Here is a 15,714-nt window from a genome sequence, read left to right as displayed (position 1 = left end):
CACACACATGCCCGACCACCCCCTCAGCACCACCCGTTTCCCCGTCGCCGTCGACGCAGCCCTGCGCGACGCGGGATGGCAACCGGGCCGCTGGGACATCAAACTCGCCGAGCACTGGGCCGACACCCTGCGCGCCCACGTCTCCCCCGGCGGCCACCGGCACGCCGTCTTCCCCGCGGCCGTCGAAGCCTGGGCCGAATTCGGTGCCCTCCACATCACCCCGCCCGGACCCGGCCGCCAGACCGCACCGGCGGCCCTCCGCCTCGACCCCCTCGCCGGACTCCACCTCGCGCGTACCCTGAGCGACCTCGGCCGCGCCCTCGACACCGAGATCGCCCCCCTCGGAGAAGAAGGCGACGCCCAGGCCGTCCTCGCCATCGACACCGAAGGCCGCGTCTACAGCGTCGACCACACCGGCGACTGGTACCTCGGCCCCGACCTCGACCAGGCCCTCGTCACACTCGTCAACGGCAACCAGCCCGCCCGCCTCACCACGTCCTGAGCCCCGGCCCCGCGGCACGGGGGCACCACAACCCCGGGGCGGCGCAGGCACGGGGCACCACAACCCCGGGGCACCGGGACGGACAGCGACGGACAGCACAAGGCCCGGCGGGGGCGACCACCCCCGCCGGGCCACCACGGCACGGAACACCGGCCCACCGGACCGGACCAACAGAGCGCCACCCCGGGCGGCCGGCCGATCCCCCCGGCACACCGGACCGGCCGGTTCACCGAGAACACCGGACCGACCGGCCGATTCCCCCGGGCACACCGGACCACCCCGTACGCCCGGAACACCGGGCCACCATCGCGCGGAAGCCGAAGAGCGCCCGCGGACGCTCACACCACCGACGACTCCACCGGCAACTCCATCGGCAGCACCGCCGACACCCGAAAACCGCCCCCGTCCGTCGGCCCCGACACGAACACACCGCCCAGCGCCGACACCCGCTCCCGCATACCCACCAGACCGTTGCCCCCGCTCGGCAGACCCGCGTCCGCCGCACCCCGCTCCGACGGACCGTTCTCCACCTGCATCGCGATCTCCGCATCACGATGGGCGACCCGCACCCACGCCTTCGCACCCGCCGCATGCTTGTGCACGTTCGTCAACGCCTCCTGCACCACCCGGAACGCCGTCTGCTCCACCTCCGGCCGGTACCCGCGCGACTCACCGTGCACCGAGAACTCGACCACCATCCCCGCCAGCCGCGACTGCTCCACCAACGAGCCGAGATCCGCCAACGACGGCCCCTCAGCCGTCACCTCGGCCTCGGCGGCCTCGGCGGCAGCCGCGGCCGCCGCTCCCACCGCCGCCAACGGCACCGGCTCCGCCGCCGCCCGCGCCGCGACCTCCTCGCCCGACCGCAGCACCCCCAGCATCTCCCGCAACTCCGTCAACGCCTGCCGGCCCATGTCCCCCACCAGGGCCGCGTTCTTCACCGCCTTCTGCGGATCCTTCAACGCCACCGCCTGCAACGCCGCCGCATGCACCACCATGAGACTCACCCGGTGCGCCACCACGTCGTGCATCTCCCGCGCGATCCGCGTCCGCTCCTCCGTACGCGCCCACTGCGCCTGCTGCTCCGCACGGTCGGCCAGCAGGGACAACTCCTGCTCCAGACTGACCGCACGCTCCCGCAGGCTCTCCATCAGCCGCCGCCGCGCCCCCACGTACAGCCCCAGCAGCAACGGCGGAGCGGTCAGTCCGATCGACATCACGACCGACACCACCGGCACGTACCAGGGACCCGGATCGAAATCGGCCGTCGCCACGTCCTGCCGCGTCCTGACGAACGTGACGATCAGCGTCCCCAGCAACGACATCCCCGCCAGCGCCGCGATCACCCGCCGCGGCGCTTCCGACGCGGCGAGCGTGTACAGCCCGACGATCCCCATCAGGAAGCCCATCTCGGCCGGCGTGATGGCGATCGACACCAGCACCACGGCGACCGGCCAGCGCCGGCGCAGCACCAGCACCGACCCGGCGAGCAGCCCGAAGACCACCCCCACCGGAACGGGCAGCGCTGCCGTCTCCGAGAACCGCACCCCCTCCAGCGCGCACTCCGCCGCGGACACGAGACCGAGCCCCACGTCCAGCACCGCACTCCGCCGCCGTCCCCACCACAGCAGGCTCCGCGGCGACGCGTCGTCCGCGGAGTCCTGGTGTGCCCCCGTTGTGGTCATGCCTCCCAGACTACGAAAGCGGTCGAGCGATTTTCCGGCGGCTTCCACAGCACGGAACGTGATCGAACGAGGTCACAACCCGCGACGACCGCTCGAACAGGTGAATCGACCACATCTTCGACCCGGATGTCCGCATTCCGGACGAACCTGGGCGCATGACCTCCACGACCGGCCCGTACGCCGACTTCGAAGGCCTCCGCAGACAGGCGATCGCGCTGCGCCGCGAAGGCCTCAGCCTCCGCCAGATCCGCGACCGGCTCCACATCGGCAACAACGACATCCTCAACCGCCTCGTGAAGGGGGAGCCGCCACCCGACTGGACCAGGCGCCCGAACGCGAAGGACGACCTGCGGGCGAAGGCGCGCGAGCTCCGACTGCAAGGGATGACCTACGACCAGATCCAGGTCGAGTTGGGGTGCTCCAAGAGCTCGATCTCACTGTGGGTGCGTGACCTGCCGGCGCCGGTCCGGCGCACACCGGCCGAGCAGGCCGGTCTGGCGGCCCGCAAGCGCTGGGAGCACGAGGGCCCGAGGAGGGAGGCGGAGCGACAGCAGGCCAAGTCCCGCGCCGCAGCCGAGGTCGGTTCGCTCACCGACCGGGAGCTTCACCTGATCGGAGTCGGCCTGTACTGGGCCGAGGGCACCAAGGACAAACCTCATGCGCGCCGGGAGCGGGTGACCTTCGTCAACAGCGACCCCAGCATGATCACACTATTCCTCGCATGGCTCGACCTGGTCGGAGTCGAGAGGGTTCGCCTGAGGTTCCACGTGATGATCCACGAGTCGGCCGAGGTACACGCCGCAGAGCGATACTGGGCCGACCTCGTCGGGGCGGACGTCGCAACGTTCGGCAAGACCACGCTCAAACGGCACAACCCGAAGACCGTCCGCAAGAACGTGGGCCCGCGCTATCGGGGTTGCCTCGTCATCCAGGTGCGGCAGAGCGCCGAGTTGTACCGTCGCATCGAAGGCTGGTGGTACGGCATAGTAGGGGCTGCATCCGCAGCCGATCCATTAAATCGGACATAACGGCAATCCCGGGTCGTCTAAGGGCAAGACGTCAGATTTTGGTTCTGATCATGGGGGTTCGAGTCCTCCCCCGGGAGCAAACATGCTCAGTGCGGGTCCTGACCTCACGGTCAGGACCCGCACTTATTTCACGCCTGTATGCCCCCGGTATCCTTCGGGTGTCCACCACCCGAAGCCGAAGGGCATTCCCGTGAGCGCCAACCGCCCGGCCGCCGTCGTCGTCCTTGCAGCGGGTGAGGGCACCCGCATGAAGTCGAAGACCCCCAAGGTCCTGCACGAGATCGCCGGGCGCTCGCTCGTCGGGCACGTCGTGTCCGCCGCCCGTGAGCTCGAGCCCGAGCAGCTCGTCGTGGTCGTGGGGCATGCGAGCGAACAGGTCAGGGAACATCTCGCCGCGCACTACGAGGGGACGCGCACGGCGTTCCAGGCGGAGCAGAACGGCACGGGGCATGCCGTGCGGATGGCTCTGGAGGAGCTGGGCCAGGCCCCGGACGGCACGGTCGTCGTCGTGTGCGGTGACACTCCCCTCCTCTCCGGCGAGACGCTGTCGGTGCTCGCCGCGACGCATGCGGCCGACGGCAACGCCGTGACGGTGCTGACGGCGGAGGTCCCGGACTCGACGGGGTACGGCCGGATCGTGCGGGACGCCGCCACGGGTGCGGTGACCGCGATCGTGGAGCACAAGGACGCCTCCGAGGCGGAGCGGGCGATCAAGGAGATCAACTCGGGTGTCTTCGCGTTCGACGGCCGGCTGCTGGCGGATGCGCTGGGCAAGGTGCGCACGGACAACAGCCAGGGCGAGGAGTATCTGACGGACGTACTCGGGATCCTGCGTGAGGCGGGACACCGGGTGGGTGCGTCGGTGGCCGGGGATCACCGGGAGATCCTGGGGATCAACAACCGGGTGCAGCTGGCGGAGGCGCGTCGGCTGCTGAACCAGCGGCTGCTGGAGCGGGCGATGACGGCCGGCGTGACCGTGGTGGATCCGGCGTCGGTGCTGGTGGACGTGACGGTGACGTTCGAGCGGGACGCGGTGGTTCACCCGGGTACGCAGTTGCTGGGCGCGACGCATGTGGCGGAGGACGCCGAGGTGGGTCCGAACACGCGGCTTCGGGACACGGTGGTGGGCCGTGGGGCGCGGGTGGACAACACGGTGGCGGACCGCGCGGTGATCGGTGAGTCCGCGTCGGTGGGTCCGTACGCGTATCTGCGTCCAGGGACGAAGCTCGGCCCGAAGGCCAAGGCGGGTACGTATGTGGAGATGAAGAACGCCTCGCTCGGCGAGGGCACGAAGGTGCCCCACCTGTCGTACGTGGGTGACGCGACGATCGGTGAGTACACGAACATCGGTGCGGCTTCGGTGTTCGTGAACTACGACGGTGAGGCGAAGCACCACACGACGATCGGTTCTCACTGCAGGACGGGGTCGGACAACATGTTTGTTGCTCCTGTCACAGTCGGGGACGGTGCGTACACTGCGGCGGGCTCGGTGATCACGAAGGACGTGCCTCCGGGTTCGCTGGCCGTGGCCCGCGGTCAGCAACGGAATATCGAGGGCTGGGTGGCGCGGAAGCGTCCTGGGAGTGCGGCCGCGCAGGCGGCTCAGGCCGCGGGTGAGGCCGTGGAGCGCGAGGGCTGACCGGAAACGGGTGCGTCAATCTCGGCGTACCGTGATACGTGCACATGATTCGGCTGGCTCGCCGCAACCAGGGACGGGCGGATCAGCAGCAGAGAACACGTCTGAGGAGACAGTGCTGTGACCGGGATCAAGACGACCGGCGAGAAGAAGCTGATGCTCTTCTCCGGCCGCGCCCACCCCGAGCTTGCCGAGGAGGTCGCCGATCAGTTGGGTGTCGGCATCGTGCCGACGAAGGCCTTCGACTTCGCCAATGGTGAGATCTACGTCCGTTTCCAGGAGTCGGCGCGTGGCGCGGACTGCTTCCTGATGCAGAGCCACACGGCTCCCATCAATAAATGGATCATGGAGCAGTTGATCATGATCGATGCTCTGAAGCGGGCCTCCGCGCGGAGCATCACGGTGATCCTGCCGTTCTACGGTTACGCCCGTCAGGACAAGAAGCACCGCGGCCGTGAGCCGATCTCGGCGCGCCTGGTGGCGGATCTGATGAAGACGGCCGGTGCGGACCGGATCCTCACCGTGGATCTGCACACGGACCAGATCCAGGGCTTCTTCGACGGTCCGGTGGATCACCTGTTCGCGCTGCCGCTGCTCGCCGACTACGTCGGTGCGAAGGTCGATCGCTCGAAGCTGACGGTGGTGTCCCCGGACGCCGGCCGGGTGCGGGTGGCGGACCGCTGGTGCGACCGTCTGGACGCGCCGCTGGCGATCGTCCACAAGCGCCGCGACAAGGACGTGGCGAACCAGGTGACGGTCCACGAGGTCGTGGGCAATGTCGAGGGCCGGGTCTGCGTCCTGGTCGATGACATGATCGACACCGGCGGCACGATCTGCGCGGCCGCGGAGGCGCTGTTCGCGCACGGCGCGGAGGACGTGATCGTCACGGCCACGCACGGGGTGCTGTCGGGTCCCGCCGCGGACCGGCTGAAGAACTCGAAGGTGAGCGAGTTCGTGTTCACGGACACGCTGCCGGACCCGAGCAATCTGGAGCTGGACAAGATCACGGTCCTGTCGATCGCGCCGACGATCGCGCGTGCGGTGCGTGAGGTCTTCGAGGACGGCTCGGTGACGAGCCTGTTCGAGGAGCAGTAGCCGACGGGCGGCAGGCCGCCCGATCCGAGATCGATTTAGGCTACGGCCTCCCTCCGGGTAGACTCATCGGGTTGCTCGGCGAGGGAGGCCGTACCCGTTTCGGTACGGCGGTCCGTTATCGACGCGCTCTTCGTAGCAGGCCAGTCGTGGCCGGGTGACTGTTCATGTTCGTCACCGCATACGAGGAGTGCACATGTCCGAGGTGAAGATTTCCGCGGAGCTCCGCAGCGAGTTCGGCAAGGGCGCCGCCCGGCGCATCCGTCGCGACAACAAGGTTCCCGGCGTTCTGTACGGTCACGGCTCGGACCCGGTCCACGTGACGCTTCCGGGCCACGACCTGCTGCTGGCGCTGCGTACCCCGAACGTCCTGCTCGCGCTGGACATCGAGGGCAGGAAGGAGCTGGCCATCCCGAAGGCGGCGCAGCGCGACCCGCTGAAGGGCTTCCTGGAGCACGTGGACCTGCTGCTGGTGAAGCGCGGCGAGAAGGTCACGGTCGAGGTCCCGGTGCAGGCCGAGGGTGAGCTGGCCCCCGGTGGCAACCTGCTCGAGCACGTGCTGAACGCGCTGCCGGTCGACGCCGAGGCCACCCACATCCCCGAGTCCTTCACGGTGTCCGTCGAGGGCCTGGAGGCCGGTGCCTCCGTCCACGCCAAGGACATCGCGCTGCCGAAGGGCGTCTCCCTGGCCGTGGACGAGGACGCGGTCGTGCTGCAGGTCCTGGCCGCGCAGGCCGAGGAGCCGGCTGCCGAGGCCGAGGAGGCCGAGGAGGGCGAGGCCGTGGCCGCCGAGGGCGCCGAGGCCTGAGCCGTACGCTCTGCTTGACGGGGTGGCGGGCCGCGCGGCCCACCACCCCGTTCTCTGTTTTCGGACTCGTTTGCGGACTCGAGGAGACGTTCATGACGACGGTCGACGCCGGCGCGCCCTGGCTGGTGGTGGGGCTGGGCAATCCGGGGCCGGGGTACGCCGGGAACCGCCACAACGTGGGGTTCATGGTCGCCGATCTGCTCGCGGAGCGGATGGGCGGGAAGTTCAAGCGGGCGGCCAAGGCGCAGGCTCAGGTGGTGGAGGGCCGGATCGGTCCGGCGGGTCCGGGGAGCCGGCGGGTGATCCTGGCGAAGCCGATGTCGTACATGAACCTTTCGGGTGGTCCCGTGGTGGCGTTGCGGGACTTCTACAAGGTTCCGACGGCGCACGTGGTGGCGGTGCACGACGAACTGGACATCGATTTCGGGGTGCTGCGGCTGAAGCTGGGCGGCGGTGACAACGGGCACAACGGTCTGAAGTCGATGACGAAGGCGATGGGTTCGGACTACCACCGGGTGCGGTTCGGCATCGGGCGTCCGCCGGGGCGGATGCAGGTGGCGGATTTCGTACTGAAGGACTTCTCCGGTGCCGAGCGCAAGGAGCTGGGCTATTTCGTGGACCGCGGGGCGGATTCGGTGGAGTGTCTGGTGACGGAGGGGCTGGAGCGCGCGCAGAGTGCGTACAACTCCTGACAAGCCTCCTATAGCGTCGGCCATGAGTTGACCGAGCGCGGTCGGGTGCCGAAGGATCGCGCCCCATGAAGCGGAAGTCCTCCGGCCGGATACTCGACCACGGCCGCCGTGCGTCCATGGCCGCGGTGGCGCTGCTGCTGCTCGTCGGCGGCTTCTGGTCGTCCTGGGGCACGGCCCAGCACGTGCTGCTGTCCAAGGGCCGTGAGCACGGGACACTCACCGTCGCCGACTGCGGCGACAAGACGTGCACGGGCCCGTACGACCCCGACGGGCCGGGCGGCGCGCGGTCGGGCATGGTCATCGAGCGGTCGGTGGCGGTGGCCGAGGGCGCGGAGCTCGCCGTGGTGGTCAAGCCGGGCACGGACGAGGTCGTGCGCACCGGCTGGCCCGGGGCTCTGCACGCATGGCTGCCCCTCGGCGGTGCGTTGCTGCTCGCCGCCTGTGTGATCGGCGGCGGTCTGCGGATGACGCGAACGGCGTGGGGGACGGCCGCTGCGGGCGGGGCGTTGCTGGTGGGCGCGTTCTTCGCGCTCTGAGCAGCGCGGACCCGGCGGCGCGACCCGCAGCGGCCCAGCCGCCCCGGACCGGCCCGGCAGCGCGACCCACAGCAACCCACCCGACCCGGACCGGCCCGGCAGCGCGACCCACAGCGACCCACCCGACCCGGACCGGCCCGGCGGGATCCCGGAAAAGGGCAGGGGGCCCGGGAGGGTTCCCGGGCCCCCTGCCGTCGGGGCGGAGGAGCGGGGCGTCAGCCCGTGTTGCGCAGTCCGGCCGCGACGCCGTTGACCGTCAGCAGCAGCGCCCGCGACAGCAGCGGGTCCGCCGGCTCGCCGCGTTCGGCGGCGGCGCGCTGCCGGGCGAGCAGCGAGACCTGGAGGTAGGAGATCGGGTCGAGATAGGCGTCCCGGATCCCGAAGGTCTGCTGGAGTCCCGGGTTGGAGTCGAGCAGCTCCTCGCCGCCGGTGACGCGCAGCACCTCACGCACCGTCAGCTCGTGTTCGGTCTCGATGCCGGCGAACACGTGCTTGAGCTCGTCCGGCACGAGGGTGTCCACGTAGTGGCGGGCGATCCGCAGATCGGTCTTGGCGAGGGTCATCTCGACGTTGGAGATGAAGTTCCGGAAGAAATGCCACTTCTCGTACATCTCCTGCAGGACGGAGTCCTGGCCGGCCTCGCGCAGGGCCCGCAGTCCGGAGCCGACGCCGAACCAGCCGGGCACGATCTGCCGCGACTGGGTCCAGCCGAACACCCACGGGATGGCCCGCAGACCGTCCAGGCCGGCGCCGCTGTCGGGGCGGCGGGAGGGCCGGGAGCCCAGGTGCAGCTCGGCGAGCTGGTCGACGGGGGTGGAGGCGAAGAAGTACGCCGGCAGGTCCGGGTCCTCGACCAGCCTGCGGTAGGCGGCGTGGGCGGCGTCGGAGACGGTGTCCATCGCGGTGTCCCAGCGGGCGAGCGCCTCGTCGCTCTGCCGGGGCGCGGTGTGCAGGGCGGACGCCTGGAGGGTCGCGGCGACCGTGAGCTCCAGGTTCTCCCTGGCCAGGGAGGGGATGAGGTACTTGTCCGAGATGACCTCGCCCTGTTCCGTCACCTTGATCTCGCCCTCGAGCGTGCCCCAGGGCTGGGCCAGGATGGCCTCGTGGGTGGGGCCGCCACCGCGGCCGACGGTGCCGCCCCGGCCGTGGAACAGCCTGAGCCTGACCCCGTAGCGGTGGGCGACGTCGCGCAGCCTGCGCTGGGCGCGGTGGATCTCCCACTGGGAGGTGGTGATGCCGCCGAACTTGGAGGAGTCGGAGTAGCCGAGCATGACCTCCTGGACGTCACCGCGGAGGGCGACGAGCCGGCGGTAGGAGGGGTCGGCGAGCATCTCGTCGAGGATGACGTCGGCCGCCCGGAGTTCGTCGGTGGTCTCCAGCAGCGGCACGATGCCGATTCTGGCCCAGCCGGCGTGCAGGTCGACCAGCCCGGCCTCGCGGGCCAGCACGGCAGCCGCGAAGACGTCGTCCGCGCCCTGGCACATCGAGATGATGTAGGACTCGATGACCTCGGGCCCGAAGCGTTCGAAGGCTTCCTTGACCGTGTGGAAGACACCGAGGGTCTTGGCGCCGGCGGCGTCCAGCGGTGCCGGGGTCGGGGCGAGCGGCCGCCGGGAGCGGAGCTCCTTGGCGAGCAGCTTCTGCCGGTACTCGCGCGGCATGTCGGCGTAGCGCCAGGTCTCCTCGCCGAGCCGGTCGAAGAGCTGGCCGAGGGCGTGGTGGTGCGCGTCGGCGTGCTCCCGCACGTCCATGGTGGCGAGCTGGAGCCCGAAGGCGGCGAGGGTGCGGATGGTGCGGTCGAGGCGGCCGTCGGCGAACAGCCCGCCGCGGTGCTCGCGCAGCGACGTCTGGATGAGGGTGAGGTCCTGGAGCAGCTCGGCGGTGCCGAGGTAGTCGCGGCCCTTCTCGTGGGGGGTGCCCTTGGCGAGCCGTTCCCGGGTGTTGACGAGCTTCTGGCGGACGCAGGTGGCCTTGAGCCGGTAGGGCTCCTCGGCGTTGAGCCGCTTGTAGCGGGGGCTGATCTCCGGCAGTCGCTCCAGGTCGGACTGGAGGGAGTCGAGCAGTTCCTCGGTGGCGCCGGCGTAGCGGATCGAGTTGGACAGCAGCGCGCGCAGCGAGTCGACGGCTTCGAGGGCGTCGGTGATTCCGTGCTCGTGCTGGAGGATCAGGACCTCGCGGGTGACATCGGGGGTGACGTTGGGGTTGCCGTCGCGGTCGCCGCCGATCCAGGTACCGAAGGTGAGGGGCCGGGTACCGGGCGGGAGCTCGACACCGGCTCGCTCCAGTTCGGCGGCGAGGTCCTCCAGGACGTCCCCCACGGCGCCCGCGTGGAGCTCGTCGAGGTAGTAGATGGCGTTGCGGGCCTCGTCGGCCGGCTCGGGGCGCACGACGCGGAGCTCGTCGGTCTGCCAGATCAGGTCGATGCTCTCGGCGAGCCGCAGGTCGTGCCGGCGGCGGTCGGCGGGGTTGACCGGGGTTTCCAGCAGCTCGGCGATGCGCCGGAGCTTGTTCAGCACGGACCGGCGGGCCGCCTCGGTGGGGTGCGCGGTGAAGACCGGCCGCACGTTGAGGTTGCGCACGGTATCGCGCAGGTGTTCGGGGTCCGCGTCCTTGAGCATGTCGGCGGTCCGGGAGAGCAGCCCGCCCTCGGCGGCGCGGCGCTCGCGCATCTCGCGGCCGCGGTGCACCTGCTCGGTGACGTTGGCAAGATGGAAGTAGGTGGAGAACGCACGCACCAGCTTGGCGGCGGTCTCCAGGTCGGTGTCCCCGAGCAGCTCCGCGGCGGCGTCGCCGTCGGACCGGGTCAGGGCGCGTACGCGTTCCACGAGGTCGAGAAGTTCGGGGCCTTCCTGCCGTACGAGGGTCTCGCCCAGCAGATCGCCCAGTCGGCGGATGTCGGAACGCAGCTCCGCGCTGGCGGATGTGGTCTGGTCGGCACTGCTCACAGGTGCGGCTCCTTGCAGTGTTTGAGCACGTCTGGAGGTTTTCCGGAGGCTTTGCGGACCACGCTGTCCGACGACTCCAGGATAGGTGTCCGTTCACTCGACGTTGTCCACCACCCTCTTGCCGCGAGGCTTCGCGCTGCCATACTTACGACCCCGTAGGTTACGGTTCCGTAGCCGGACGGTTCAGCCGCACCCTCACCCCCCAGGGGACACCCCATGACCACGAGTCCCGATGTGATCGACGACGCCCGGAAGTCGTCCGCGCCCGATCTTCCCTCCGCCACGCTGGGCGGCGACAGCAAGCGTTCGATCGAGCAGATCGCCCTGCTGATGTTCATCACGGTGCCCTTCCTCGCGCTCCTGGCGGCGATCCCGCTGGCGTGGGGCTGGGGTGTGAGCTGGCTCGACCTCGGCCTGCTGGTGGCGATGTACTTCATCGGCTGCCACGGCATCACGATCGGCTTCCACCGCTACTTCACCCATGGCTCCTTCAAGGCCAAGCGGCCGCTGCGGATCGCGCTGGCGATCATGGGATCGCTGGCCGTGGAGGGTCCGCTGGTGCGCTGGGTGGCCGACCACCGCAAGCACCACAGGTTCTCCGACGCCGAGGGCGACCCGCACTCCCCCTGGCGTTTCGGCGAGACGGTCCCGGCACTGATGAAGGGCCTGTGGTGGGCACACATCGGCTGGATGTTCGACGAGGAGCAGACGCCGCAGCACAAGTACGCGCCCGATCTGATCAAGGACCCGGCGCTCCGGGCGATCTCGCGCCAGTTCGTGATCTGGACGATCGTGTCCCTGGCGATCCCCCCGCTGGTCGGCGGTCTGGTGACGATGTCGTGGTGGGGCGCGTTCACGGCGTTCTTCTGGGGTTCGCTGGTCCGGGTCGCACTGCTGCACCACGTGACGTGGTCGATCAACTCGATCTGCCACGCGGTCGGCAAGCGCCCGTTCAAGTCGCGTGACCGTTCGGGCAATGTGTGGTGGCTGGCGGTGCTGTCGTGCGGTGAGTCCTGGCACAACCTGCACCACGCCGACCCGACGAGCGCCCGGCACGGCGTCGAGCGCGGGCAGATCGACTCCAGCGCCCGGCTGATCCGCTGGTTCGAGAAGGCGGGCTGGGCGTACGACGTGCGCTGGCCGAGTGCGGACCGGATTGCCGCCCGGCGCCGGAAGGAAGCCGCGGAGGCGGCATGATTGAGGGCGTGGCGATCGACGGCAGCAGCACCAGCAGCAGCAGTGAGAAGCCCCGGCGTGGGCGCAGGGTCCGGATGACCGGGGCGGAGCGCCGCCAGCAGCTGCTCGACATCGGTCGCACGCTTTTCGCCGCGAAGGGCTTCGAGGGCACGTCGGTGGAGGAGATCGCGGCGAAGGCCGGGGTGTCCAAGCCGGTGGTGTACGAGCACTTCGGCGGCAAGGAGGGCCTGTACGCGGTCGTGGTCGACCGCGAGATGCGCCAGCTGCTGGACATGGTGACCGGGGCGCTGACCGCGGGGCATCCGAGGGAGCTGCTGGAGCAGGCGGCGTTCGCGCTACTGGACTACATCGAGACCTACACGGACGGTTTCCGCATCCTGGTCCGTGATTCGCCGGTCGCCCAGTCCACGGGTACGTTCGCGTCGCTGATCAGCGACATCGCCACGCAGGTCGAGGACATCCTGGGCCTGGAGTTCAAGGCCCGCGGCTTCGACCCGAAGCTGGCGCCGCTGTACGCGCAGGCGCTGGTGGGGATGGTGGCGCTGACGGGCCAGTGGTGGCTGGACGTACGCAAGCCGAAGAAGGCGGAGGTCGCGGCCCACCTGGTGAACCTGGCCTGGCACGGGCTGGACGGGCTGGAGCAGAAGCCGCGGCTGATAGGGCACCGCAAGAGCTGAGCGGCAGCGGCGCCCGGCGGGCCGGTCGCGGCGCGTCGGGGGCATGCGCGGGCGGAGGCGCTCGGCGTGACGCCCACGCGCCGCGCCGACCCCCGCGCGCGCCGCGCCGACCCCCGAGCACGCGCCCCGCGCGGCCGGCGTCCGGTTCCCCGCTCGCCGCGGGCGGGTCCGCCGGCCGTGCGGCCGGGCCGATCACTCCACCGGCTCCAGGAACTCCAGCCGGTTGCCCACCGGGTCCCTCGAGAAGAAGCGGCGGTGCCCGGGGAGACCCTCGTCCCGGACGACCTCGGCGCCGTGGGCGAGCAGGCGCTCGGCGAACGTCTCGATACCGGTCACCCGCAGCCCCGGGTGGGCCTTGCGTGCGGGCCGGAATGCGGGGTCGACGCCGAGGTGCAGCTGGACGTCGCCGGTCCGGAACCAGCAGCCGCCGCGGACGGCGAGCGACGGCGGCTTGGCGATCTCGGTCATTCCCAGGGCGCCGACGTAGTACGCCCGCAGCGCTTCCTCGGAGCCCGCGGGCACGGCGAGCTGGACGTGGTCGAGAGCGGTCAGCACAGGTTCGCGTCCTTTCCCGACGGGCCTACCGCGGTTTGCGGGCCACGGCGAAGATGCGGCGGAACGGGAAGACCGTTCCGTGCGGCCCGGGCGGATAGGCCTTGCGGAGCAGATCGCGGTACTGGGAGAGGAACTCGTCGGTGGCCTCCTCGTCGCCGTCGAGCGTGGTGAGGACCGGGCGCAGCGCGGTGCCCTTCACCCAGTCCAGGACGGGGTCCTCGCCGGTGAGCAGCTGGAGGTAGGTCGTCTCCCAGGTGTCGGCGGCGCAGCCGAGGTCGGCGAGCCGGAGGAGGTAGTCGGCCGGGTCCAGCACGTGGACGAAGCGGCGGCCCTGGTCGGCGAGGCGGTCGCGCCACTGCGGGGTGTCGCAGAGCTCTCCGAGCAGCGCATGGCTGGGCGAGGTGAAGTTGCCGGGCACCTGGAAGGCGAGTGTGCCACCGGGTGTGAGGCCGTCGATCCAGGTGGCGAAGGACTCGGGGTGGTTGGGCACCCACTGGAGCGCGGCGTTGGAGACGATGAGGTCGTAGGGCTCGTCGGGGGTCCAGTGGGCGGCGTCGGCGGGGCGGAAGTCGATCCAGCCGCCGCCGCTGGTGGTGCCCGCGTACTCCTTCTCGGCGCGGGCGAGCATCTCGGGCGACAGGTCGAATCCGGTGATCCGCGCGTCCGGCCAGCGGTCGGCGAGGAGCACGGTGACATTGCCGGGGCCGCAGCCGAGGTCGGCGATACGGGGCGGGCGGTTTCCGTGGGGCAATTCGGGTATCCGGCCGAGCAGATCGAGGAACGGGCGGGTTCGATGGCCTGAGTGACGGAGATACTGCTGTGGATCCCAGGTTGGAACGGAATGCATGTTCGATCCCCCTTGCAGGAACGTTCGCCGGAACCGGAGCAGGGGTTCCGGCCCGACCATGCCCAATAGTCCATCCAAATATATCTTGACGTCAAGAGACTTCATGTCGACAGACCCTCTACACTGATCGTCATGGAGGACGAGGTCGACCGACTGGTCGCTGCCTGGCGCCGCGAGCGCCCCGACCTCGACGTGGAGCCGCTCGAGGTGCTCAGCCGCGTCTCCAGACTCGCACGCCATCTCGACCGCGCACGCAGGATCGCCTTTGCCGAGCACAATCTGGAGCCCTGGGAGTTCGACGTCCTGACGTCGCTGCGGCGCGCGGGGGCGCCCTACCAGCTCTCCCCCGGCCAGCTGCTCACCCAGACCCTGGTCACCTCGGGCACGATGACCAACCGCATCGACCGGCTCGCCAAGAAGGGCCTGGTCGAGCGGCTTCCCGATCCCAGCGACCGTCGCGGCGTGCTGGTGCGGCTCACCGCCGAGGGGCGGGACCGCGCCGATCAGGCGCTCGCCGGACTGCTTGCCCAGGAACGCGCGATCCTGGGCGAGCTGTCCCGTGCGCAGCGCGGAGAACTCGCCGGTCTGCTACGCCAGTTGACCGCCCCGTTCGACAACGTCCCCGGCTGAGGGGGCGAGTTCCGCGGGGCCGACCCCGGCCCGGCGGGCCAGCGCCACCGCGGCGAGGGTCGAGTGGACTCCGAGCTTGCCCAGGACGTTCTGCATATGGGTGCGCACGGTGTGCGGGGAGAGGAACAGCCGCTCCGCGACCGCCTTGCGGCCCAGTCCGGCCACCATGCACCGCAGCACCTCCCGCTCGCGCGGGGTGAGCGACTCCACGAGCCGCTCGCTCTCGGAGCGGTGCTTGCGCGCGGCGGTGAGCTCTCGCAGCACGCCGGTGAGCAGCGCGGGCGGCAGGTGCGTCTCGTCGCGCAGCACGCCCCGGATCACCGTGAGCAGCCGTTGCAGGGAGCAGTCCTTGGCGACCCAGCCGGAGGCACCGGCCTGGAGCGCGAGCGCGGCCCGGCGCGGGTCGTCCTTCTCGGCGAGCACGACCGTACGGACGGCGGGGCGCGCGGTGCGGACCGCGGCGACCAGGGAGATCCCGTCGACGAAGCCGTCGCCGTTGTCGGGGACGGCCCGCGCCACCACGGGGCCGCCCGGTGTCGTCGCGATCCCCAGATCGGCATCGACCAGCATCACGTCGAATCTGCGCCCCTCGGTCGCCGCGCGCTCGAGGCAGCGCAGCGCGGCCGGGCCGCTGCCCGCCGCGGCGACCTCGACGTCCGGCTCGGCGGCGAGTGCCGCCGCGAGGGACTCGGCGAAGATTCGGTGGTCGTCCACGACGAGGACCCGGATACGAACCACAGACACCCCCAGGCTGCGTTTTCCGGCGGAGGCCATGCGTCGACGGGTACGGCGCCCGACAGGAGTGGGTGGGCCGCCGCGGCCGCCGCCGCGATTGACCGATACCCCGCCCCGGGCGTCGTACCCGACCGTCTCGCCCCCTGATC

At 70.6% G+C, this 15,714-nt stretch carries 15 protein-coding genes and 1 tRNA gene; 11 read left to right on the top strand and 5 right to left on the bottom strand.

Annotated elements, in window-relative coordinates:
• The first annotated feature begins 7 nt into the window (after positions 1 to 7).
• On the top strand, positions 8 to 502 hold the full coding sequence (locus O7595_RS19765) for an SUKH-3 domain-containing protein (RefSeq protein ID WP_269729983.1): 495 nt from the start codon (positions 8 to 10) through the stop codon (positions 500 to 502).
• A 338-nt stretch (positions 503 to 840) separates the two neighbouring features.
• Here O7595_RS19765 and O7595_RS19760 read toward each other — a convergent pair whose 3' ends face one another.
• On the bottom strand, positions 841 to 2,187 hold the full coding sequence (locus O7595_RS19760; RefSeq protein ID WP_269729982.1) for a sensor histidine kinase: 1,347 nt from the start codon (positions 2,185 to 2,187) through the stop codon (positions 841 to 843).
• Positions 2,188 to 2,342: 155 nt separating this feature from the next.
• Here O7595_RS19760 and O7595_RS19755 point away from each other — a divergent pair, with 155 nt between their 5' ends.
• The 7 genes from O7595_RS19755 (at position 2,343) to O7595_RS19725 (ending at position 7,979) form a co-directional block, all read left to right on the top strand.
• Positions 2,343 to 3,215 (top strand): hypothetical protein, encoded by an 873-nt coding sequence (locus tag O7595_RS19755; protein ID WP_269729981.1) that lies wholly within the window; start codon positions 2,343 to 2,345, stop codon positions 3,213 to 3,215.
• 6 nt (positions 3,216 to 3,221) lie between these two features.
• Positions 3,222 to 3,292: transfer RNA gene (locus O7595_RS19750), tRNA-Gln, on the top strand.
• Between the two features lie 113 nt (positions 3,293 to 3,405).
• The gene (glmU, locus tag O7595_RS19745; RefSeq protein WP_269729980.1) at positions 3,406 to 4,854 is read left to right on the top strand and encodes a bifunctional UDP-N-acetylglucosamine diphosphorylase/glucosamine-1-phosphate N-acetyltransferase GlmU; all 1,449 of its coding nucleotides are present in this window, start codon (positions 3,406 to 3,408) and stop codon (positions 4,852 to 4,854) included.
• A 117-nt stretch (positions 4,855 to 4,971) separates the two neighbouring features.
• Complete coding sequence (locus O7595_RS19740) at positions 4,972 to 5,946, top strand: ribose-phosphate diphosphokinase (protein WP_269729979.1); 975 nt, start codon at positions 4,972 to 4,974, stop codon at positions 5,944 to 5,946.
• Positions 5,947 to 6,139: 193 nt separating this feature from the next.
• On the top strand, positions 6,140 to 6,751 hold the full coding sequence (locus O7595_RS19735; protein ID WP_269729978.1) for a 50S ribosomal protein L25/general stress protein Ctc: 612 nt from the start codon (positions 6,140 to 6,142) through the stop codon (positions 6,749 to 6,751).
• 92 nt (positions 6,752 to 6,843) lie between these two features.
• Complete coding sequence (gene pth / locus O7595_RS19730) at positions 6,844 to 7,443, top strand: aminoacyl-tRNA hydrolase (protein WP_269729977.1); 600 nt, start codon at positions 6,844 to 6,846, stop codon at positions 7,441 to 7,443.
• A 65-nt stretch (positions 7,444 to 7,508) separates the two neighbouring features.
• Entirely contained in the window at positions 7,509 to 7,979 is a 471-nt protein-coding gene (locus O7595_RS19725) for a hypothetical protein (protein ID WP_269729976.1), read from the top strand.
• Positions 7,980 to 8,194: 215 nt separating this feature from the next.
• On the opposite strand, the gene ppc is transcribed toward O7595_RS19725, so the two are convergent.
• Positions 8,195 to 10,924, bottom strand: a complete 2,730-nt coding sequence (gene ppc, locus O7595_RS19720; RefSeq protein ID WP_269729975.1) for a phosphoenolpyruvate carboxylase — start codon at positions 10,922 to 10,924, stop codon at positions 8,195 to 8,197.
• A 216-nt stretch (positions 10,925 to 11,140) separates the two neighbouring features.
• Here ppc and O7595_RS19715 point away from each other — a divergent pair, with 216 nt between their 5' ends.
• Positions 11,141 to 12,121: an acyl-CoA desaturase gene (locus tag O7595_RS19715; protein ID WP_269729974.1), complete on the top strand. Its 981-nt coding sequence runs from the start codon at positions 11,141 to 11,143 to the stop codon at positions 12,119 to 12,121.
• A complete protein-coding gene (locus O7595_RS19710; protein WP_269729973.1) occupies positions 12,118 to 12,798 on the top strand; it encodes a TetR/AcrR family transcriptional regulator in 681 nt (226 codons plus the stop codon). Before O7595_RS19715 ends, O7595_RS19710 begins: the two co-directional genes overlap by 4 nt.
• A 192-nt stretch (positions 12,799 to 12,990) precedes the next feature.
• Here O7595_RS19710 and O7595_RS19705 read toward each other — a convergent pair whose 3' ends face one another.
• Positions 12,991 to 13,353 carry a VOC family protein gene (locus tag O7595_RS19705; RefSeq protein ID WP_269729972.1) on the bottom strand — a complete coding sequence of 121 codons (363 nt, stop codon included), beginning with the start codon at positions 13,351 to 13,353 and terminating at the stop codon, positions 12,991 to 12,993.
• 25 nt (positions 13,354 to 13,378) lie between these two features.
• The gene (locus O7595_RS19700) at positions 13,379 to 14,200 is read right to left on the bottom strand and encodes a trans-aconitate 2-methyltransferase (protein WP_269729971.1); all 822 of its coding nucleotides are present in this window, start codon (positions 14,198 to 14,200) and stop codon (positions 13,379 to 13,381) included.
• Between the two features lie 132 nt (positions 14,201 to 14,332).
• Here O7595_RS19700 and tamR point away from each other — a divergent pair, with 132 nt between their 5' ends.
• Positions 14,333 to 14,830 carry a MarR family transcriptional regulator TamR gene (gene tamR / locus O7595_RS19695; protein ID WP_269729970.1) on the top strand — a complete coding sequence of 166 codons (498 nt, stop codon included), beginning with the start codon at positions 14,333 to 14,335 and terminating at the stop codon, positions 14,828 to 14,830.
• Here the strand turns inward: tamR and O7595_RS19690 are convergent.
• Positions 14,789 to 15,568 (bottom strand): LuxR C-terminal-related transcriptional regulator, encoded by a 780-nt coding sequence (locus tag O7595_RS19690; protein ID WP_269732546.1) that lies wholly within the window; start codon positions 15,566 to 15,568, stop codon positions 14,789 to 14,791. The genes tamR and O7595_RS19690 overlap by 42 nt on opposite strands.
• Positions 15,569 to 15,714: the final 146 nt, after the last annotated feature.

Origin of the sequence: Streptomyces sp. WMMC940 (assembly GCF_027460265.1) — a bacterium.
GTDB lineage: Bacteria > Actinomycetota > Actinomycetes > Streptomycetales > Streptomycetaceae > Streptomyces.
This window is presented reverse-complemented; position numbering and strand designations above follow the sequence as displayed.